Below are 21,262 nucleotides of genomic sequence, written 5' to 3'. Positions count from 1 at the left end.
GGAGGGGGTGGGGTTCAGCTGACCTTCTTGGCCGTCTCGATCGCCTTGGCGAGGTCCTCGAGCAGCGGGGCGCACTTGTCGTACGACAGGATGGGCTCGGGGTTGCGGGCGATGACCTGACCCGCCTTGACCGCGGGGAGCTTCTTCCAGGTCGCCTCGGTGATGTCGGCGGGCTGGATGGCCGAGGTGCGGTTGTCCATCATGATGACGTCGGCCTTGTACTTGTCGACGTTCTCCCAGCTGAGGTTCTCGAACCAGCCCCCGCTCGCCTTCAGCGCGGAGGCCGGCGGCTCGACGAAGTTCACGCCGAGGGCCTTGAAGTACTCGAGGTCGATCGAGAGGTTGGTTCCGGAGACGTAGAAGACGTCCTGGCTCGCGGAGCCCGCCAGTACCTTGATGTCCGGCTTGGCCTTGGCGGCGGCGCGCAGCCGGGCGGCGGCGTCCTCGAACCGCTTCTTCGCCTGGGCGGTCCTGGCGGAGGCGGTGTCCGCGCCGAGCGACTTGGCGAGGTCCAGCATGCGCTGCAGGGGCTCGGGCATCCGGCGGTCGTAGACGGAGATCCCGACGCTCGGGGCGCCCACGGCGAGGATCTTCTTCCTGGACTCCTCGGGCACGTACCAGAGCGTCCCGGCGCCGTCGAACATGGTGGTGACGAGAAGGTCGGGAGCGAGGGCCGCGTACTTCTCGATGTTGAACTGGCCCCATTCGTTGCCGAGAACGGTGACCTTGTCGACGTCCAGGTCGCCGGCCTGGACGTCGGCCTTGCCGTCCTTGGTCTTCGTCGGGCCGAAGACGCCCTTCACGTCGACGCCGTAGTCGTGCAGCGCGGCGGCGACACCGACGAACGCGACGATGCTCGACGGCGCCTTGTCGGCCTTGGCGGTCTGCCCGCGGTCGTCCTTGAACGACCAGGGACCGGACTTGCCGTCCGCGGCCCCGCTGCCCGAACCACCACTGTTCGCTTTCTCGTCCCCGCAGGCCGCGAGCAGGGCACCGAGGCCGAGGGCGCCGCCGGCGGTGAGGATGCCGCGGCGGGTGAGACGGGTGGCGGGAGCTTTGGACATGGGTGGTCTGCTTTCGTGCGTTGGGGCCGCTGAGCCTGATCGCAATTAGGTTAGCCTAACCTTACTCAATGTCCCAGGGGGCGGGGAGCGGGCGAGGCGGTGTCTGTCGGGCCCCCGCCGGAGTGCTGGGAAGTTGGCTGTGAAACGTCTGTGAAAGTCGTAGACTCCGCGTCAAGATCCTTCAGTTGGTCACGCCGAGCCGCTGACCGAAGGGTCCGTGACCTGGGTGCCTGATCGGCTCGTCATCGCGATCCGCACCCGTGCGGCATGCCCCCGAACTCTGCCTTCGGCGGCCTGCTGTCGTTGAGGAAACCTGCAGGGGGGAAGTTCGCGCATGGGTTTGTCGGGACCGTCGACAACGTCCGTGTTCAGCACCGGGCCGTGCCTGGGCTCCCAATCGGTGAGGACTCGGAATTGAAGTCTCGTATCAGACTTACGCTGCCATTGACATTGATAACGGCGCTGGCGACGGCCGTCGTGGCAGGCAGGTCAAACGACCCGTTCGCGGTGTCGCAGGCTGAGCAGGAAGTCCCTCTCCAGACGGCCGCCTTCGCCACCAAGGCGTCCTTCGGTCTGGACGAGAGTTCCGGTACGCGGCGTGTGCTGGGCGGTGCGCCCAAGGAGTTCGTCGCGACGGTGGCGGGGGGCGGTGCTCAGCTCGGTGTGGCGGGCAAGGTCGGCACCGGGTTGAAGTTGAACGGGTCGTCGGCGTATGCGGCCACGGCGGGGCCGGTGGTGGACACGACGAAGTCGTTCTCGGTGTCGGCGTGGGTGAAGTTGGACGACAAGAGCGCCAACCGCACGTTCTTGTCGCAGGCCGGTTCGCGGGCCAGTGGGTTCCAGCTGTACTACTCCAAGTGGTACGACCGGTGGGTGTTCAACCGGCACGTCAAGGACACCGACGACACGGGGATCGTCCGGTCGGTGAGTTCGACTGCGGCGCAGGCCGGGGTCTGGACGCATCTGGAGGGCGTGTACGACGCGTCGGCCAAGAAGATCCAGCTGTTCGTGAACGGGAAGCCTCAGGCGGCTGCGTCCTTCACCACTCCCTGGCGTGCCTCCGGTGGTCTGCAGATCGGCCGGGGGCGCTACAAGGGCGTCTTCCAGGAGTACTTCACCGGCACCGTCGATGATGTGCGGCTCGTGCAGTCGGTTGCCACGCAGACGGAGGTCGAGGCGATCGCGCGTGGTGGGCTGCCGGCCCGCCTGCAGGAGCTCGCGTCGTTCCCGCTGGACGAGGGCGCGGGAAGCACCCGTGTCAGCGGGGGCATGGGCGCCGGACCCGTCGCGACGGTGGCGGGGGGCGGTGCTCAGCTCGGTGTGGCGGGCAAGGTCGGGACCGGGTTGAAGTTGAACGGGTCGTCGGCGTATGCGGCCACGGCGGGGCCGGTGGTGGACACGACGAAGTCGTTCTCGGTGTCGGCGTGGATGAAGTTGGACGACAAGAGCGCCAACCGCACGTTCTTGTCGCAGGCCGGTTCGCGGGCCAGTGGGTTCCAGCTGTACTACTCCAAGTGGTACGACCGCTGGGTGTTCAACCGGCACGTCAAGGACACCGACGACACGGGGATCGTCCGGTCGATGAGTTCGACTGCGGCGCAGGCCGGGGTCTGGACGCATCTGGAGGGCGTGTATGACGCGTCGGCCAAGAAGATCCAGCTGTTCGTGAACGGGAAGCCTCAGGCGGCTGCGTCCTTCACCACTCCCTGGCGTGCCTCCGGTGGTCTGCAGATCGGACGGGTGCTCTACAAGGGCGCCTTCCAGGAGTACTTCGCCGGCACCCTTGACGACATCGTCGTCTCCGACGACAGCGCGGCCCTCGACTGCTCCCGCACCTACGGCATCGGCCATCGCGGCGCACCGCAGATCGCGCCGGAGAACACGATCGCTTCCATGGACGCGGCGGCCGACCGAGGCGCGGACTGGGTCGAGACCGATGTGCAGTTCACCAAGGACGGCCAGCCGGTCATCATGCACGACGACACCGTGGACAGAACGACCGACGGGACCGGACGCGTCGACGAGCTCACCGCCGAAGAGATCTCCAAGCTGACGGTGAAGGGCGGAGGGCACGTTCCCACCCTGGAGGAACTGCTGTCCTCGGTGAAGGCGAGGTCCACTCGGCTTCTGCTGGAACTGAAGGGTCCACAGACACCTGAAGCCGTCGACCACGCCCTCAGGCTGGTGTCCGAAGCCGGAATGACCGAGCGCACCGTTGTGCAGTCCTTCGACGAGAACATCGTGCGGGAGGCGAAGACCTCCCCGTACGGGATCAAGGTCGCGCTGCTCCGGGACGCACTCGACGCGGACCCGGTGGCCACGGCCCGCTCGTTCTCACTTGACACGTATGCGGTGAACTTCAACGGTCTCGCGGCCAGGCCCACCGCTTTGGCGGAGCTCCACGCGGCAGGCGTGAAGGTGTTCGTCTGGACGGTCGACACCGACACCAAGTGGAAGACCGCCACGTCCTGGGGCGTCGACGGTGTCATCACCAACCGGGTGGGCGACTTCGTCCAGTGGCGTAAAGACAACTGCGCCACGAGGTGACGGCGGGGGCGCCGTATCGCTGGACACGGCGCCCCGCTCTTCACGGCCGGGCTTCCCCGCAGGGCGGCTCAGCCCGCCAGCCCCAGCTCCCGGGCGATCAGCATCCGCTGTACCTCGCTCGTGCCCTCCCCGATCTCCAGGATCTTGGAGTCGCGCCACATACGGGCCACCGGGTACTCGTTCATGAAGCCGTAACCGCCGTGGATCTGGGTGGCGTCGCGGGCGTTGTCCACCGCGACCGTGGAGGAGTGGAGCTTCGCCAGGGCCGCCTCCTTCTTGAAGGGCTCGCCGCAGACCAGACGGGAGGCGGCGTCGCGCCAGGCCAGGCGGGCCGTGTGGGCCTTCATCTCCATGTCGGCGATCTTGAACTGGACGGCCTGGTTGGCGCCGATCGGGCGGCCGAAGGCGTGCCGTTCCTTCGCGTACTTCACCGACTCGTCCACACAGCCCTGCGCCAGGCCCGTCGCCAGGGCCGCGATCGCGATACGGCCCTCGTCCAGGATGCGCAGGAACTGGGCGTAGCCCCGGCCTTCCTCGCCCAGGAGGTTCTCCGCGGGGACACGGACGTCCGCGAAGGACAGCTCCCGGGTGTCGGAGGCGTTCCAACCGACCTTTGAGTAGGGGGCCGCGACCGTGAACCCGGGCGTGCCGGACGGGACGATGATCGAGGAGATGTTCGGGCGGCCGTGCTCCGTGCGGCCGGTGACCGCCGTGACGGTGACCAGGCCCGTGATGTCCGTGCCCGAGTTGGTGATGAAGCACTTGGTGCCGTTGATCACCCACTCGTTCGTCGACGTGTCCAGGCGGGCCGTCGTACGGGTCCCGCCCGCGTCCGAGCCGGCTTCCGGCTCCGTCAGGCCGAACGCACCCAGGATCTCGCCCGAACACAGGCGCGGGAGCCACTCCTGTTTCTGTGCCTCCGTGCCGAAGCGGTAGATCGGCATCGCGCCGAGGGAGACCCCTGCTTCGAGGGTGATGGCGACCGAGGAGTCCACTCGGGCCAGTTCCTCCAGCGCGATGCCCAGCGCCAGGTAGTCGCCGCCCATACCGCCGTACTCCTCGGGGAACGGCAGTCCGAACAGGCCCATCCGGCCCATCTCGCGGACGATCTCGTACGGGAACTCGTGCCGCTCGTAGAAGTCGCCGATCTTGGGCGCCACGACGTCGTGCGCGAACTCCTCGACCGTGCGCCGGAGTTCCTCCAGCTCGGGGGTGAGGTGGTGGTCCATCGGTTACTCCTTGTGGGAGAGGGCTCGGACGGTGCGGGAGGGGCTCGGCCGGTCCAGGTGTGCGGCCATCCACACGCTTGTGGCGGTGAGCCGGCCGAGGTCGACCCCGGTGTCGACGCCGAGGCCCTGGAGCATCCAGACGAGGTCTTCGGTGGCGAGGTTGCCGGTCGCCGACTTGGCGTAGGGGCAGCCGCCGAGGCCGCCCGCGGAGGCGTCGACGGTCGTCACGCCGTGCTGGAGCGCCGCCAGGGTGTTGGCGAGCGCCTGGCCGTAGGTGTCGTGGAAGTGCACGCCGATCGCGCTGGTCGGCACGCCCTCCTCGTTCAGCTGGGACAGGAGGGCCTGCACGTGGCCCGGGGTCGCCACCCCGATCGTGTCGCCCAGGCTGAGCTCGTCGCAGCCCATGTCCATGAGGGCCTTGCAGACGCGGACCACCTGATGGATGGGGACCGGGCCCTCCCAGGGGTCCCCGAAGCACATAGACAGATAGCCGCGGACGTGCACCTTCTGCGCTTTCGCGCGCACGACCACCGGTTCGAACATCGTCAGCGCCTCATCCACCGTGCGGTTGAGGTTGGCCTTCGCGAAGGACTCGGTGGCGCTGGCGAAGACGGCGATCCGGCGGGCGCCCAGCGCGAGGGCGCGGTCCAGGCCGCGTTCGTTCGGGACGAGGACCGGGAGCTCGGCGGGCAGTTCGCCGACCAGCGGGAACAGTTCCTCCGCGTCGGCGAGCTGGGGCACCCACTTGGGGTGGACGAAGCTCGTCGCCTCGATCGTCGTCAGGCCCGCGTCCGCGAGACGGCGGATGAAGTCCGCCTTCACCTCCGTCGGTACCGTGCGCTTCTCGTTCTGCAGGCCGTCGCGCGGACCGACCTCGTGGATCCTCACCCGGGCGGGCAGGCCCTGCGCCGGTTGCACCATGGGCAGTTCACGAACGGTCATCGCTCCGCCTCCGTGTCGTTCTCGGGGCCTTCCTCGTGCGCCGCGATCACGGCCAGCACCTGGTCCATGGCGACCGTGGTGCCGGGGGAGACGTCCAGTTCGGTGACGGTCCCGGCGTGCGGGGCGGAGATGACGTGCTCCATCTTCATCGCCTCCACCACCAGCAGGCTCTGCCCGGCCGTCACCTCGTCGCCGACGGCCACCTTGACCACCGTCACCGTGCCGGGCATGGGCGCGGTCAGCGAGTCGTTGCCGGAGCGGGCGGCGCCGGTGAGGGACGCGGCGACCGGGTCGTGGTCGCGCACGTGCCAGGCGTCGCCGTCGCGGCCCAGCCAGTCGCGGGCGCGGTGGAAGGTGTGGCGTACGCCGTCCACGACGACGGACACGTGGTCCTCGGTGACCGTGTGGGTGCCGCGGGGTGTGTACTGCACCGGCTCGTGCACCCGCAGCGGGAAGGTGACCGGCCTGGGCTCGCCCCCGAGCCGCCAGCCGCTCGGCACGGAGAACGGGTCGATCCAGCCCTCCCCGCGCGGTGTCAGCGCGTCCAGACGTACGGCGGTGGCTGCCTCGTAGACCTCGTCCGGCACCTCCGTCGGGATCAGCGAGTCGACCTCGCGCTCCACCAGTCCCGTGTCCAGCTCCCCCGCCACGACCGCCGGATGGGCCAGCAGTCGGCGCAGGAAACCGGCGTTGGTCTGCACGCCCAGGGTGACCGTCTGCGCGAGGGCCGCGCGGAGTTTGCGCAGCGCGGTCGCACGGTCCGGGCCGTAGGCGATGACCTTCGACAGCATCGGGTCGTAGAGGCTGCCGACCTCCGTGCCCTCGGACAGGCCCGAGTCGGTGCGGATGCCGTCGCCCTGCGGCTCGTGCAGCCTCAGCACCGTGCCGCCCGACGGGAGGAAGCCCCGTGCGGGGTCCTCGGCGCAGATACGGGCCTCGATCGCGTGCCCTGTGAGGGTGACGTCGTCCTGCTTGAAGGACAGCCGCTCGCCCGCCGCCACCCGCAGCTGGCACTCGACCAGGTCCAGGCCGGTGATCAGCTCGGTGACCGGGTGCTCCACCTGGAGGCGGGTGTTCATCTCCATGAAGAAGTACGAGGAGGGGTCGCCGCCCGGCACGATGAACTCCACCGTGCCCGCGCCTTCGTAGCCGCAGGAGCGGGCCGCCTGGACCGCCGCCTCGCCCATCGCCGCGCGTGTGGCCTCGTCGAGGAGCACGCTCGGCGCCTCCTCGATGATCTTCTGGTGGCGGCGCTGGAGGGAGCACTCGCGCTCGCCCAGGTGCACCACGTTCCCGTGGGCGTCCGCCAGGACCTGGATCTCGATGTGGCGGGGGCGGTCGATCCACCGTTCGACGAGAAGCGTGTCGTCGCCGAAGGCGGCGCGGGCCTCTCGGCGGGCGGCGGCGATCTCGTCGGCCAGCGCCGAGGTGTCCCGCACCAGCCGCATGCCCTTGCCGCCGCCGCCCGCGCTGGGCTTGAGCAGCACCGGCATGCCGATCTCGCGGGCGGCCTCGGCCAGCTCGGCGTCCGTCAGCCCGCTGCCGTTCGACCCCGGTACGACCGGCACTCCGGCCGCCCGTACCGTCTCCTTGGCCCGGATCTTGTCGCCCATGAGCGCGATCGCGTCCGCGGGCGGCCCGATGAACACCAGGCCGGCCTCGGCGCACGCACGCGCGAACGTCGCGTTCTCCGCGAGGAAGCCGTACCCGGGGTGCACCGCCTGGGCTCCGGTCCGGGCGGCGGCCTCCAGCAGGCGCTCCACGGACAGATAGCTCTCGGCCGCCGGCGCCGGTCCGATCCGTACCGCCGTGTCGGCCTCGCGCACGTGCCGGGCGTCGGCGTCGGCGTCGGAGAAGACGGCCACCGAGCGCACGCCCATCGACCGCAGCGTGCGGATGACGCGGACGGCGATCTCGCCCCGGTTGGCCACAAGCACTGTCTCGAACATGGTCGTCAAGCCCCCCTCACATCCGGAAGACGCCGAACTGGGGTTCACCCAGTGGCGCGTTGGCGCACGCGGTCAGGGCCAGGCCCAGTACCTGACGGGTCTCAAGCGGGTCGATCACGCCGTCGTCCCAGAGGCGGGCCGTGGCGTAGTAGGCGTTGCCCTGGCGCTCGTACTGGTCGCGGATCGGGGCCTTGAACGCCTCCTCTTCCTCCGCCGCCCAGGACTCCCCGCGTGCCTCCAGCTGGTCGCGCTTGACGGTCGCGAGGACCGAGGCGGCCTGCTCGCCGCCCATCACCGAGATCTTGGCGTTCGGCCACATCCACAGGAAGCGCGGTGAATAGGCCCGGCCGCACATCGAGTAGTTGCCCGCGCCGAAGGAGCCGCCGATCACCACCGTGAGCTTCGGTACGCGCGTGCAGGCGACCGCCGTCACCATCTTGGCGCCGTGCTTGGCGATGCCGCCCGCCTCGTAGTCGCGGCCCACCATGAAGCCGGAGATGTTCTGCAGGAACACCAGCGGGATGCCGCGCTGGTCGCACAGCTCGATGAAGTGGGCGCCCTTCTGGGCGGACTCGGAGAACAGGATGCCGTTGTTGGCGACGATCCCCACCGGGTGGCCGTGGATCCGGGCGAAGCCGGTGACCAGGGTCTGCCCGAACTCCGCCTTGAACTCCGCGAAGCGGGAGCCGTCCACCACGCGCGCGATGACCTCGCGGACGTCGTAGGGGGTGCGGGAGTCGGCCGGCACCGCCCCGTACAGCCCGTACGGATCCACCTTCGGCTCGACCGACGGGACGACCTCCCAGGGCAGCGCACCGCGCGCGGGAAGCGTGGCGACGATGTTCCGCACGATCCGCAGCGCGTGCGCGTCGTCCTCCGCCAGGTGGTCCGTCACGCCGGACACACGCGCGTGGACCTCGCCGCCGCCGAGCTCCTCGGCGGTGACGACCTCACCGGTGGCCGCCTTCACCAGGGGCGGGCCGCCCAGGAAGATCGTGCCCTGGTTGCGCACGATCACGGCCTCGTCGCTCATCGCCGGGACATACGCCCCGCCCGCCGTGCAGGAGCCGAGGACGGCCGCGATCTGCGGGATGCCGGCGCCGGACATCCGCGCCTGGTTGTAGAAGATCCGCCCGAAGTGCTCGCGGTCGGGGAAGACCTCGTCCTGCATGGGCAGGAAGGCGCCCCCGGAGTCGACCAGATAGACGCACGGCAGGCGGTTGTCGAGGGCCACCTCCTGCGCCCGCAGGTGCTTCTTCACCGTCATCGGGTAGTACGTGCCGCCCTTGACGGTGGCGTCGTTGGCGACGATCACGCACTCGCGGCCGTTGACCCGCCCGATCCCGGCGATCACCCCGGCGGCCGGCGCCTGACCGTCGTACATCCCCTCGGCGGCCAGCGGGGCCAGCTCCAGGAAGGGCGAGCCCGGATCCAGCAGGGTGTCCACGCGGTCGCGCGGCAGCAGCTTGCCGCGGGCGGTGTGGCGCGCGCGGGCCTTCTCGCCGCCGCCCAGCCGGGCCGCGGCCAGCTTGGCGTGCAACTCCTCCACCAGCGCGCGGTGCGCCGCCTCGTTGGCCCGCCAGGCCTCCGACGCGGGGTCTGCCGCGCTCGTCAGCTCCGGTGCCTCCTGCATCCTGCGGTCCCCTCACCTTGTTAATGAGCGTTAACGCATTTCCTTCAGGTTAACGACCGCTAACCTCCCTGTCTAGAATTGTTTTCATGGCCACGAGAACCGACGCCCCCACCCGTCGCGAGCAGATCCTCAAGGAGGCCGCGCGGCTGTTCGCCGAGCGCGGCTTCCATGGCGTCGGGGTCGACGAGATAGGGGCCGCGGTCGGCATCAGCGGACCCGGTCTGTACCGGCACTTCGCGGGCAAGGACGCGATGCTCGCCGAGCTGCTCGTGGGGATCAGCGGGCAGCTGCTGACCGGTGCCAGGCGGCGGGTCGCCGAGGCCGACGGAGGTCCCGACGGGCGGAACCCGGAGGCGGTCCTCGACTCGCTGATCGAGGGGCACATCGACTTCGCGCTCGACGACCGCCCCCTGATCACCCTGCACGACCGCGAGCTGGACCGCCTCCGGGACAGCGACCGCAAGCTCGTGCGCCAGCTGCAGCGGCAGTACGTCGAGCTGTGGGTGGAGGTCGTCCGTGAGGTGTATCCGGGCCTGGCCGAGCCGACCGCGCGCTCGGCGGTGCACTCGGTCTTCGGGCTGCTCAACTCGACCCCGCACCTCGGGCGGCCGGGTTCGCTCCCCGGCCGGGGGGCCACGGCGGAGCTGCTGCACCGGATGGCGCGGGGGGCGTTCGCGGCGGCGGACGGGGAATGAGCCGGGGTCCTGCTCCGCAAGCGTGACGAGCGTTACGGCTGGATGGCTCTGGACTGCCGTCCGTACTCGCCGGTACGGTGATGTCTGAGCAAGCGCTTAGACATGGCCGGAAGTATCCAGCTGGAGGTGGCGGCGGTGCGCCGTACTGTGTTCAACGAGGACCACGAGGCGTTCCGGGAGACCCTGCGCGCCTTCATCGAGGCCGAGGTCGTCCCGGTGTACGACGAGTGGTTCGCCGCCGGTCAGGCGCCGCGCAACTTCTACTACAAGCTCGGGGACCTGGGCATCTTCGGCATCAGCGTGCCCGAGGAGTTCGGCGGCGCGGGCCTGGACACCCACAAGTTCGAGGCCGTCCTCTACGAGGAGACCGCTCGCGCGGGCGTGCAGTTCGGCGGCTCCGGAGTGCACGTGCTGCTCGCCCTGCCGTACATCAAGATGCTCGCCACCGACGAGCAGAAGAAGCGGTACCTGCCGAAGTTCGTCACCGGCGAGGAGATGTGGGCCATCGCGATGACCGAGCCGGGCACCGGCTCCGACCTCGCGGGCATGAAGACCACCGCCAAGCTCTCCGAGGACGGCACGCACTACGTCCTCAACGGCGCCAAGACGTTCATCACCGGCGGCGTCCACGCCGACCGCGTCATCGTCTGCGCCCGCACCGCCGCCCCGCGCGAGGACGACCGCCGCTTCGGCATATCCCTGTTCGCCGTGGACACCAAGTCCGAGGGCTACTCCGTCGGCCGCAAGCTGGACAAGCTCGGCCTGAAGACCTCCGACACCGCCGAGCTGGCCTTCGTCGACGTCAAGGTGCCCGCCGAGGACCTGCTCGGCGAGGAGAACAAGGGCTTCTACTACCTCGGGCACAACCTGGCCTCCGAGCGCTGGGGCATCGCCTTCGGCGCCTACGCGCAGGCCAAGGCCGCCGTCCGGTTCGCCAAGCAGTACGTGCAGGAGCGCACCGTCTTCGGCAAGCCGGTCGCCCACTTCCAGAACACCAAGTTCGAGCTGGCCGCCTGCCAGGCCGAGGTGGACGCCGCGGAGGCCGTCGCCGACCGCGCGCTCGAGGCCCTGGACGCCGGCGAGCTGACCCCCGCCGAGGCCGCCTCCGCGAAGCTGTTCTGCACCGAGGTCGCCCACCGCGTGATCGACCGCTGCCTCCAGCTCCACGGCGGATACGGCTACATGAACGAGTACCCGATCGCCCGTCTGTACGCCGACAACCGCGTCAACCGCATCTACGGCGGCACCAGCGAGATCATGAAGACGATCATCGCCAAGGACATGGGTCTGTAAGGTCCCCGAAAAAAGTGCCGGATACAACTGACGCCATGAGTCAGGCACTGCAGTCCCTGCTCGATCTGCTCGACCTGGAGCGGATCGAGCGGGACATCTTCCGCGGCCAGTCCCGGTCGGCCGTGGTTCCGCGGGTCTTCGGCGGGCAGGTCGCGGCCCAGGCGCTGGTCGCCGCGGGGCGCACCGTCCCCGAGGAACGGCACGCGCACTCGCTGCACGCGTACTTCCTGCGCCCCGGCGATCCCGGCGCGCCCATCGTCTACAGCGTCGACCGCATCCGCGACGGCCGCTCCTTCACCACCCGCCGGGTGGTCGCGGTACAGCACGGGCAGCCGATCTTCCACCTCTCGGCGTCGTTCCAGACGTACGAGGAGGGCCTGGAGCACCAGGCGGCGATGCCGCCCGCGCCCGATCCGGCCGCACTGCCCACCTCCCAGGAGCGGCTGCGCGGCTATGACCACCTCGCCCCGGAGGTAGTGGAGAGGTTCCTCGAAGCCCGTGAGGCCGTGGACCTGCGGTACGTGGACGAGCCGCCCTACGGCAGATTCGGGGAGCCGCGCGAGCCGCACTCACAGGTGTGGTTCCGCACCAACGGCAAGCTCGACGACGACCCCCTGCTGCACGTCGTCCTCGCCACCTACGTCTCCGACATGACGCTCCTCGACTCCGTGCTGCTCGCGCACGGGCGCGGCGGCTGGGCCGTCGGTGACGTGGTCGGGGCCTCGCTGGACCACGCCATGTGGTTCCACCGGCCGTTCCGGGCCGACGAATGGCTGCTGTACGACCAGGAGTCGCCGTCCGCCTCCGGGGGACGCGGGCTGGGCCAGGCCCGCATCTACACCCAGGACGGGCGGCTGGCGATCACGGTGATTCAGGAGGGCGTGGTCCGCGTCCCCCGCTGAGGTGGCTCTGCCGGGGTGGCCGGGGGGACCGGCTGAGGGAGCTCAGTCGTCGTCGGTCAGGCCCGCCGCGTGCAGCAGGTACGCCGTCAGCGGGTCGTAGTGGCGAGGGCTCGTGACGTGGTCGTCGAGGGGGACCGTCACCTGCACGGTGCCCTCGGCCTCGGCGATGAAGAGCGCCGGGTCGTTGCAGTCGGCGTACCCCACCGAGTCGATGCCGAGTTGTCCCGCGCAGCCCGCCCAGCCGTGGTCGGCGACGACCAGGTCCGGCAGGGGGCGTCCCTCGGCCTCCAGGCCCTTCAGGATCGCCCGCATCGGCTCGCCCGAGTGCGTGTGCCACAGGGTCGCGCCGTGCTCCAGGACGGCCACGTCCGCGAACTGCATGACGTACCCCTCGTCCGTCCGCAGCCCGTCCGGGATCACGACGATCTCGCAGCCGGCGGTGCGCAGGGCGGCGGCGGTGGCGCGGTGCACGTCGAGGAGGCCGCCGGGGTGGCCGGTGGCGAACAGGACGCGCTGCCCGCCGTCGGCGGCCTTGCGCAGGCGGGCCGCGAGCCGTTCCAGTGCGTCGACCGTCAGTTCCGGGTCGATGGTGTCCTGGCCGTAGCGGTACTCGGGGTCGTCGTTGACGCCGCAGCGCTCCGCCATGACCGCGAGGACGTCCTGTTCGTCGGTCCAGCGGTCGCCGAGCTCCAGGCCGAGCCAGAAGTTCCGGTCGCCGTTCGCGAGCTTGCGGTAGTGGGAGAGGTTGTTCTCGCGGGGTGTGGCGACCTCGCCCGCGACACGGGTCCGGACGAGGTGGACGAGGAGCTCGGAGCGGCTGGGGATCCCGGGTATCGGCATGTGCTCCATTCTGCCGGGGCGCTCCGCCGGGGCCGCCGGTGTTTCGGTGCGTGGGACGCGCGTCACTCCCCGGCCGGGGACGCCCCGGGGTGTTGCGCGCGGGTGCCGTCCGGTTTCACCCACCCCCCGTCTGCTTCAGCGCGAACCACAGCTCCATCCGCACGTCCGGATCGTCCAGGTCCACCCCCAGCAGTGCCGTGCACCGTGCGATCCGTTGCCGGACCGTGTTGCGGTGGACCGACAGGGCGACCGCCGTGCGGTCCCAACTGCCGTGCAGGGACAGCCAGGTGCGCAGTGTCTCGGTGAGGGCGGTGCCCTGGGCCAGCGGCGCCAGCAGCGTGCGGGCGTGCAGTTCGGCCTCCGCGGACGGGACCAGGTCCGCCAGGCCCGTGCGCTCGCCGTGCCGGACCAGTGCGGTGCGGGTCGCGCGGGCGCGGGCCAGGGCGCGGGCGGCCTGGGTGTCGGCGGCGGCCCAGTCGCGCGGGGCGGCAGGGGCGCTGAGGCCCAGGGTCCAGCCGGGCTGCGGGGCCGGTGCGCGGTCGGCCGGGACCAGGACCCGTACGAACCCGTCCCCGAGATCGACCAGCGTGGATCCGAGCGCGGCGCCGAGCGCGGACGCGGCCACGGCGTCCGGCGCCGGTCCGTCCCGGGTGGGCCGGGCGTGCACCACCACCCACCGGTCGCCGCCCAGCAGGGGCGCGACCGCCTCCGGCGGGGCACCGAGCAGCAGCCGTACGAGCGCCGAGGAGCGGGCCGCACCGGTGCCGCTCTGGTGCTCCCCGGTGAGGAGCGTGAGGAGCACCGCCGCGACGGAGGCGATGGTGTGGTCGCCGGGGTCCCGACGCGCTGCCGCCACCCCGAGCACGAAGCCCTGCCCGGTGCCGAGGGCGTAGGCGGCGAGATGGGTCTCGGCGACGGTGTCGGTGGCGGAGGCGGGGGCGGAGCCCGCGGGGCCGGCCGGGCGGACCACTCCCGCCAGCTCGCCCAGCGCCCGGGCCGCCTCCTCGGGTGCTCGCCCCGCTGCCGCCAGTTCCGCGCCGTCCGGTCCGTACAGCACCGCCCGGCCGCCCACCCGCTGCGCCAGCTGCCGCAGCACCGACGGCACCGGGTCCGGGCGGGACGCCGCCGCGGCCAGGCTCTGCTGGGCCTCCGTGACGCGGCGCAGTTCCGCCAGCCGTGCCTGGGCCATCAGCTGCCACACCGCGCGGGCCACGCCGGAGAACGTCGTCTGCGGCGGGACCTCGAGCAGCGGCAGCCCGTAGTGGTCGCAGGCCGCCACCAGCGCCCGCGGCACCGTGTCGTGCACCGGCGCCAGGCCGAAACCGAGCGCCGCGCCACCCGCCGCCACGATCCGGGAGACATAGTCGTCGAAGTAGGTCCCCGAGCCCGCTGCCTCCGGGATGTGCACGCCCGCCGTCAGCAGCAGCTCGCCGCCCAGCAGGTAGGGGTAGGGGTCCGCCATCTCCGAGGTGTGCGCCCAGTGGATCGCCGTGTCGGAGTCCCCGGGCCCGGCGATCTGCCGCAGGGCCAGGTCCTCGCGGGCCAGCAGGGCGGAGAGCGGTACCGGTGGGGTCGGCGGTACCGCCGGCGCCGACGGGGTGTCCGGCATCGTGGACGGTTCCTCCATCCCGTTCGGTTCGGATGGATGAAACGTACACTTCGCAGTCGCTTTCCAGCCACCTAATGTCAGTCCAGACCGGCAGCCGCGGGTACGGGCGGATGTCCCCGCGAGCCCCTGCCGTCCCCGGTCGAGCCGAGTGGCCGACCGCGTCCCCGAGATCCATCTGCACGACACGCCACCGGGAAGTGCGCGAAGGAGGGCCCACACATGGCCGTCGACTACACAGTGATCGTCGTCTATCTGGCCGGCATGCTGGCCATGGGCTGGTGGGGCATGCGCCGCGCCCGCTCCAAGAGCGAGTTCCTGGTGGCAGGGCGCCGCCTCGGGCCCGCCATGTACTCCGGCACCATGGCTGCGATCGTCCTCGGCGGCGCGTCCACCATCGGCGGTGTCGGCCTCGGCTACCGGTACGGGCTGTCGGGCGCCTGGATGGTGTTCACCATCGGCCTCGGCCTGCTCGCCCTCTCGGTCTTCTTCTCCGCCCGCATCGCCCGTCTGAAGGTCTACACCGTCTCCGAGATGCTCGACCTCAGATACGGCGGCCGGGCCGGCGTGATCTCGGGCGTGGTCATGTGGGCGTACACCCTGATGCTCGCCGTCACCTCGACCATCGCCTACGCCACCATCTTCGACGTCCTCTTCGACATGAACCGGACGCTCGCGATCATCCTCGGCGGCTCCATCGTCGTCGCGTACTCCACGCTCGGCGGCATGTGGTCCATCACGCTGACGGACATGGTGCAGTTCGTCGTCAAGACGATCGGCGTGCTGCTGCTCCTGCTGCCCATCGCGGTCGTCAAGGCGGGCGGCTTCAGCGAGATGAAGGCCAAGCTGCCGACCTCGTACTTCGACCCGCTGGGCATCGGCGGCGAGACGATCTTCACCTACGTCCTGATCTACACGTTCGGCATGCTGATCGGGCAGGACATCTGGCAGCGCGTGTTCACCGCGCGCAGCGACACCACGGCCAAGTGGGGCGGCACGGTCGCCGGCACCTACTGCCTGGCCTACGCTCTCGCCGGCGCCGTCATCGGCACCGCCGCCAAGGTGCTGTTCCCCGAGCTGGGCAGCCCGGACGACGCGTTCGCGACCATCGTCAAGCAGGAACTCCCCGTCGGAATACGGGGGTTGGTGCTCGCCGCCGCCCTCGCCGCGGTGATGTCGACCTCTTCCGGCGCGCTCATCGCATGTGCGACCGTCGCCAACAACGACATCTGGTCGCGGCTGCGCGGTGTCGTGCGCCGCGACGAGGGGGCGCACGACGAGGTGAGGGGCAACCGCGTCTTCATCCTGATCATGGGGGTGGCGGTGATCGGCACGGCCATCGCGCTGAACAACGTGGTCGAGGCACTGACCGTCGCGTACAACCTGCTCGTCGGCGGTCTACTGGTCCCGATCCTGGGCGGCCTGCTGTGGAAGCGGGGCACCGTGCAGGGCGCGCTCGCCTCCGTGGTGGTCGGCGGTCTCGCCGTCATCGGCCTGATGGTGTCCTACGGCATCCTCGCCAACGAGCCCGTCTACTACGGGCTGCTCGCCTCGCTCGCCGCCTACGTCGTCGTGTCGCTGGCGACCAGGCCGACCGACGAGGCCGTCCTGGCCGCGTGGCGGGAGCGGCTCGCCGGACGCGGCACGGCGAGCGCGGAGGAGCCCGCGGCGGTGGGCGCCTGACCCTGTTGCTTCGGCCCGGCCGCCAGGGGGCGGCCGGGCCGTGCGGGGCCTGTCGGAGGGCTCCGCGACACTGGAAGAAACACGCATTTCCTGGAGGAGTCCGACGATGAGCAGCACCGAGATCCCCGCAGCAGGCGGCAGCCGGCCCCGCGGCCCCGTCGACTCGTCCCGCATCCCGCGGTACGCGGGCCCCGCGACCTTCGCCCGGCTGCCCCGCCTCGACGAGGTCGGCACCGCGGACGTCGCCGTGGTCGGCGTGCCGTTCGACTCGGGCGTCTCCTACCGCCCGGGCGCCCGCTTCGGCGGCAACGCGATCCGTGAGGCGTCCCGCCTGCTGCGCCCGTACAACCCGGCGCAGGACGCCTCCCCCTTCGCGCTCGCCCAGGTCGCGGACGGCGGCGACATCGCCGTGAACCCGTTCAACATCCACGAGGCGGTGGAGACCATCGAGGCCGCCGCCGACGAACTCCTCGGCACCGGCGCCCGCCTGATGACGCTCGGCGGCGACCACACCATCGCACTCCCGCTGCTCCGCTCGGTGGCCAGGAAGCACGGCCCGGTCGCGCTGCTCCACTTCGACGCCCACCTGGACACCTGGGACACCTACTTCGGCGCGGAGTACACGCACGGCACCCCCTTCCGCCGCGCCGTCGAGGAGGGCATCCTCGACACCTCCGCGCTCTCCCACGTCGGCACCCGCGGCCCGCTCTACGGCAAGCAGGACCTGACCGACGACGAGAAGATGGGCTTCGGCATCGTCACCTCCGCCGACATCTACCGGCGCGGCGCCGACGAGGTCGCCGACCAGCTGCGGCAGCGCATCGGCGACCGTCCGCTGTACATCTCCATCGACATCGACTGCCTCGACCCGGCGCACGCCCCCGGCACCGGCACCCCGGAGGCGGGCGGCATGACCTCCCGCGAACTCCTCGAGATCCTCCGGGGCCTCGCGTCCTGCAACCTGGTCTCGGCGGACGTCGTCGAGGTGGCGCCCGCCTACGACCACGCGGAGATCACGTCGGTGGCCGCGTCCCACACGGCGTACGAACTGACGACGATCATGACCCGCCAGATCGCGGCGGCCCGCACCGGTGAGGAGACCGAGAGCAAGTGACGCACGACCACGACCTGGTCCTCCGCCCCACGCCCGCCCAGCAGGAGGCCGCCCTCAATCCTCCCCCCGGCCGCAACGGCGGAGGCCTGGTCGTGGAGACCCTGGCCGGGCTGGGCGCGACGACGGTCTTCGGCCTGCCCGGCCAGCACGCGCTCGGCATGTTCGACGCGCTGCGCCGCTCCGACCTGCGGTACGTCGGGCTGCGGGTGGAGAACAACGCCGGGTTCGCCGCGGACGCGTACGGCCGGATCACGGGTGAGGCGGCACCGCTGCTGCTCTCCACCGGCCCCGGCGCGCTGACCTCCCTGGCGGCGCTCCAGGAGGCCGCGGCGGCCTCGGCGCCCGTGCTTGCCATCAGCAGCCAGGTCCCGACCGCGGGCCTGGGCGGTGGCCGCCACGGCTACCTGCACGAACTCCCCGACCAGGCGGCCTCGTTCCGGGGCGTGGTCAAGTCGGTCCACACGGTCCGTACGCAGTCGCAGATCCCGTCGGCGATCGCGCAGGCGTGGAAGTCGGCGCTGACGGTGCCGCACGGCCCGGTGTGGGTGGAGATCCCGCAGGACGTGCTGCTCGCCGAGACACGGCTGCCGGTGGTGACGGCGGTGGACGCGACCCCGGAGGAGCTGTCGCCGCGCCCCGAACTGACCGCGGTGGCCGCGCACCTGCTGTCGGGCGCCGAGCGTCCGGCGATCATCGCGGGCGGGGGAGTGGTCAGGTCGGACGCGTCAGGGAAGCTGCTGGCGCTCGCCGAGAAGCTGAACGCCCCCGTCGTCACCACCTTCGGCGGCAAGGGCGCCTTCCCCTGGGAGCACCCGCTGTCCCTCCAGTCCTGGCTGGAGGACCGCCACACCACGGACTTCCTCGAGGACGCGGACGTCCTGCTCGTGGTCGGCTCGGGCCTCGGCGAACTCTCCTCGAACTACCACACGTTCCAGCCGCGCGGCCGGGTCGTCCAGATCGAGGCGGACCTCGGCAAGCTGGAGTCCAACCACCCGGCCCTCGGCATCCACGCGGACGCCCGCCTGGCGCTGCAGGCGCTGCTGGAGACGGTGGAGGCCCGGGAGGACGAGGGGGCTCCGCGGCGCGTACGGACGCTGCTCGCGAAGGTGGCCGAGCGGATCGCGTCCCAGGACCTGACCCTGGAGCAGGAGGTGCTGGCGTCGGTGCGCCGCGCCCTGCCCGCCGACTCCCCGTCCTTCTGGGACATGACGATCCTGGCCTACTGGGCCTGGTCGGCCTTCGACGCGAAGGCTCCCAACACCATGCATTCCGCGCAGGGAGCGGGCGGTCTCGGCTACGGCTTCCCGGCGGCCCTCGGCGCGGCGGCGGCGGACCCCACGCGCCCCGTCCTGGCGGTGTCGGGCGACGGCGGCGCCCTGTACTCCATCGCGGAACTGGCGACGGCGCGGCAGTACGGCCTCGACGTCACCTGGCTGATCGTCGACGACGGCGGCTACGGCATTCTGCGCGAGTACATGACGGACGCCTTCGGTCAGGCCACGGCGACGGAACTGACCCGTCCCGACTACGTGGCCCTGGCGGAGTCCTTCGGCGTCCCGGGCGTGCGTACGACCCCCGAGACCCTGGAGGCCGACCTGGCGAAGGCCCTGGCCGAGCCGGGCCCGTCAGTGGTCGTGCTCCCCGCGGTCCTGCGCATGTTCGCGCCGACCCACCTGGGCACGGGCTGACCACCCGATCGGCTGGTCGCGGTGGCCCTCAAGGGATATGTTCCGTGAGGTCGCAGGCGTCCCGACCGGGCCGATGTCAGATGCGGCCACTACCCTGAGCCCGGAGAGGAGGACAGCGTGCTGCTGAGGTTCCGCGTCGCGAACGTACGGTCCCTGCGGGATGAGCAGGAGCTGTCCTTCGTCGTGCCTGGCGACGAGCAGGGCGGGTCGGCGAACCCGGTGGATCTTGCCGGCGGGGAATCCGTCTCCGTCTTTCCGCTGATCGGCATCTTCGGGGCCAACGCATCCGGTAAGTCGAACGTGCTGACGGCGATGACCGACATGCGTAACGCCGTCCTTAACTCCTACGCCCGCTGGGCCTCTTACGACGGCATCCCGCGCCAGGTCTTCGCTCTGGATCCCAAGAGCGAGAGCGAACCTGCCTTCTTCGAGGTCGACGTCGTCATCGACTCGGTCCGCTGGACGTACGGTTTCGAGCTCGGCGCCACCCGAGTCGAGTCCGAGTGGCTGCACAGCTACCCGCGCGGCCGCCGTCAGGAATGGCTCGACCGCGACGCCTCCCGGCCGGATGTCTTCAAGTGGCCCGGCGGGCGTGTCAGGGACCGGGCCCAGCTCGTACGGCGTACGCGGCCGAACGCACTGCTGCTCTCCACGGCCGGCACGGACAACCACCCGCAGCTCTCCGCGCTGTTCCACTGGTTCCGCCGTAACTTCTGGATGATCAGCCCCGAGGTCGAGCGGGACGAGCGCGCGCGGTACACCACGAAGGAACTGTCCGGCCCGAGGGCCACCAGGATCCAGGAGCTGTTGAGGGTCGCGGACCTCGGCATCACCGGAGCGACGGTCGTCCAGGAGGGCCCGGGGCAGGACGCGGTGAAGCTGACGCACCATTCGACTGCCGGGGATGTGGCCTTCGACTGGCACGAGGAGTCCTACGGCACCCGCTCCTGGTTCGCTCTCCTGGGCCCTTTGCTTCTCGCCCTCGATGAGGGCGCGGTCCTGCTCGTCGACGAGCTCGACGCCAGCCTGCACTCCCGTTTCGCGGCCGAGGTCGTCCGGCTCTTCCACGACCCGTACGCGAACCCCAAGGGCGCCCAGCTGGTCTTCACATCGCATGACGCGACGGTGCTCACCACCCCGAGCGGCGAGCGGCTCCTCGACCCCGGGCAGGTGTGGCTGACGGAAAAGGACAAGGACGGGGCGACCGCGCTGTATCCCCTCACCGACGTCGAGCCGGGCGAGGACGAGGACCTCACACAGTCGTACCTCGCGGGGGCTTTCGGCGGGGTTCCGGCCCTTCTGGAGGGCCAGATCGCGCGGCGACTGCTCGTGGCGCGTGAGGCCGGCACGTACGACGAGACAGGGGAGCGAGCAGACCGGGCGGGGCGCGACTGATGGGGCGGGCGCACAAGGGCAGGGACTCGTGGGAGCGTCCGGCCCGAGGGGGCGGACAACGCAGGCGTCAGGTCTTCATCTTCACCGAGGGCAAGGTGACCGAGCCCTCGTATCTCGACATCCTCAAGGACAAGGGCGTCCCGCACGCCGACAAGGTCCCGGTGGAGATGCACATCGCCAACCGCAAGGCGGACAGCGGGCGCAAGCCGCTGGACCTCGTGGAGCAGGCGATCAAGCTGAAGCGGGAAGAGGACCGCAAGGCCAAGCGGGCCAAGCTGGACGCGAAGTACCTGCCCGCGGTCTGGTGTCTCTTCGACCACGACAGATACAAGTACATTCGCGACGCGTTGGAGGAGGCGGAGAAGGCGGGAATCGGAGTCGCCTTCTCGCATCCGTGCTTCGAGGTCTGGCGGCTCGCCCACTACAAGCCGGTCAGCGGCTCGTTCGCCGGGGTCTGCGACGGGGCGGCCGAGCGGCTCCCGTTCCAGCGAGGGTCCCAGGACGCCAAGACCCCCAAGGTCATCCTGCCGCACCAGATCCTCGGCCGTTACGAGACGGCGCGGAAGAACGCCGAGCAGATGAACAGCCGGCATGCGGCACATGTGGCCAAGTGGGACAGGGACCCGTACACAGACGTGCACGAGTTCGTGGAGGAGGCGCTGCACATCGGCACGTACTGATC

General features: G+C 70.7%; 16 protein-coding genes. 9 read left to right on the top strand and 7 right to left on the bottom strand.

Features of this window, described 5'->3' with window-relative positions; genetic code table 11:
- Positions 1-14: 14 nt before the first annotated feature.
- A complete protein-coding gene (locus ACFYZE_RS16785) occupies positions 15-1,064 on the bottom strand; it encodes an ABC transporter substrate-binding protein (protein WP_388993779.1) in 1,050 nt (349 codons plus the stop codon).
- A 477-nt stretch (positions 1,065-1,541) separates the two neighbouring features.
- On the opposite strand from ACFYZE_RS16785, the gene ACFYZE_RS16780 reads away from it, so the two are divergent.
- Complete coding sequence (locus tag ACFYZE_RS16780; RefSeq protein WP_388993776.1) at positions 1,542-3,611, top strand: glycerophosphodiester phosphodiesterase family protein; 2,070 nt, start codon at positions 1,542-1,544, stop codon at positions 3,609-3,611.
- Positions 3,612-3,679: 68 nt separating this feature from the next.
- Here the strand turns inward: ACFYZE_RS16780 and ACFYZE_RS16775 are convergent, their stop codons facing one another.
- The 4 genes from ACFYZE_RS16775 to ACFYZE_RS16760 are packed head-to-tail and all read right to left on the bottom strand — an operon-like array spanning position 3,680 to position 9,364.
- Positions 3,680-4,840, bottom strand: a complete 1,161-nt coding sequence (locus ACFYZE_RS16775; RefSeq protein WP_388993773.1) for an acyl-CoA dehydrogenase family protein — start codon at positions 4,838-4,840, stop codon at positions 3,680-3,682.
- A 3-nt stretch (positions 4,841-4,843) separates the two neighbouring features.
- A complete protein-coding gene (locus tag ACFYZE_RS16770) occupies positions 4,844-5,782 on the bottom strand; it encodes a hydroxymethylglutaryl-CoA lyase (protein WP_388993770.1) in 939 nt (312 codons plus the stop codon).
- Positions 5,779-7,731: an acetyl-CoA carboxylase biotin carboxylase subunit gene (locus tag ACFYZE_RS16765; protein ID WP_388993768.1), complete on the bottom strand. Its 1,953-nt coding sequence runs from the start codon at positions 7,729-7,731 to the stop codon at positions 5,779-5,781. The genes ACFYZE_RS16770 and ACFYZE_RS16765 overlap by 4 nt, the downstream gene beginning before the upstream one ends.
- A 16-nt stretch (positions 7,732-7,747) precedes the next feature.
- Positions 7,748-9,364, bottom strand: coding sequence for a carboxyl transferase domain-containing protein (locus ACFYZE_RS16760; protein ID WP_388993765.1), 1,617 nt, complete (start codon positions 9,362-9,364; stop codon positions 7,748-7,750).
- Positions 9,365-9,450: 86 nt separating this feature from the next.
- Between ACFYZE_RS16760 and ACFYZE_RS16755 the strand changes: the two genes are divergently transcribed.
- The 3 genes from ACFYZE_RS16755 (at position 9,451) to tesB (ending at position 12,254) form a co-directional block, all read left to right on the top strand.
- Positions 9,451-10,059, top strand: coding sequence for a TetR/AcrR family transcriptional regulator (locus tag ACFYZE_RS16755; RefSeq protein WP_388993761.1), 609 nt, complete (start codon positions 9,451-9,453; stop codon positions 10,057-10,059).
- Between the two features lie 135 nt (positions 10,060-10,194).
- On the top strand, positions 10,195-11,352 hold the full coding sequence (locus ACFYZE_RS16750) for an acyl-CoA dehydrogenase family protein (RefSeq protein WP_388994381.1): 1,158 nt from the start codon (positions 10,195-10,197) through the stop codon (positions 11,350-11,352).
- Between the two features lie 35 nt (positions 11,353-11,387).
- Positions 11,388-12,254, top strand: a complete 867-nt coding sequence (gene tesB / locus ACFYZE_RS16745; protein ID WP_388993758.1) for an acyl-CoA thioesterase II — start codon at positions 11,388-11,390, stop codon at positions 12,252-12,254.
- Positions 12,255-12,296: 42 nt separating this feature from the next.
- On the opposite strand, the gene ACFYZE_RS16740 is transcribed toward tesB, so the two are convergent.
- A complete protein-coding gene (locus ACFYZE_RS16740) occupies positions 12,297-13,094 on the bottom strand; it encodes a phosphatase (protein ID WP_388993755.1) in 798 nt (265 codons plus the stop codon).
- 115 nt (positions 13,095-13,209) lie between these two features.
- Entirely contained in the window at positions 13,210-14,703 is a 1,494-nt protein-coding gene (locus tag ACFYZE_RS16735) for a PucR family transcriptional regulator ligand-binding domain-containing protein (protein WP_388993753.1), read from the bottom strand.
- 219 nt (positions 14,704-14,922) lie between these two features.
- Here ACFYZE_RS16735 and ACFYZE_RS16730 point away from each other — a divergent pair, with 219 nt between their 5' ends.
- From ACFYZE_RS16730 to ACFYZE_RS16710, 5 genes are all read left to right on the top strand, one after another.
- On the top strand, positions 14,923-16,383 hold the full coding sequence (locus tag ACFYZE_RS16730; protein ID WP_388993750.1) for a sodium:solute symporter: 1,461 nt from the start codon (positions 14,923-14,925) through the stop codon (positions 16,381-16,383).
- A 106-nt stretch (positions 16,384-16,489) separates the two neighbouring features.
- Positions 16,490-17,497: an agmatinase gene (gene speB, locus ACFYZE_RS16725; RefSeq protein ID WP_388993747.1), complete on the top strand. Its 1,008-nt coding sequence runs from the start codon at positions 16,490-16,492 to the stop codon at positions 17,495-17,497.
- A complete protein-coding gene (locus ACFYZE_RS16720; RefSeq protein WP_388993744.1) occupies positions 17,494-19,185 on the top strand; it encodes a thiamine pyrophosphate-binding protein in 1,692 nt (563 codons plus the stop codon). Before speB ends, ACFYZE_RS16720 begins: the two co-directional genes overlap by 4 nt.
- A gap of 117 nt (positions 19,186-19,302) precedes the next feature.
- Positions 19,303-20,580, top strand: coding sequence for an ATP/GTP-binding protein (locus ACFYZE_RS16715; protein WP_388993741.1), 1,278 nt, complete (start codon positions 19,303-19,305; stop codon positions 20,578-20,580).
- On the top strand, positions 20,580-21,260 hold the full coding sequence (locus tag ACFYZE_RS16710; RefSeq protein ID WP_388993738.1) for an RloB family protein: 681 nt from the start codon (positions 20,580-20,582) through the stop codon (positions 21,258-21,260). Before ACFYZE_RS16715 ends, ACFYZE_RS16710 begins: the two co-directional genes overlap by 1 nt.
- The last annotated feature ends 2 nt before the right edge of the window (positions 21,261-21,262 follow it).

Origin of the sequence: Streptomyces sp. NPDC001796 (assembly GCF_042892355.1) — a bacterium.
Lineage (GTDB): Bacteria > Actinomycetota > Actinomycetes > Streptomycetales > Streptomycetaceae > Streptomyces.
The sequence above is the reverse complement of the archived record's forward strand: the minus strand, read 5'-3'. Positions and strand labels throughout refer to the sequence as shown.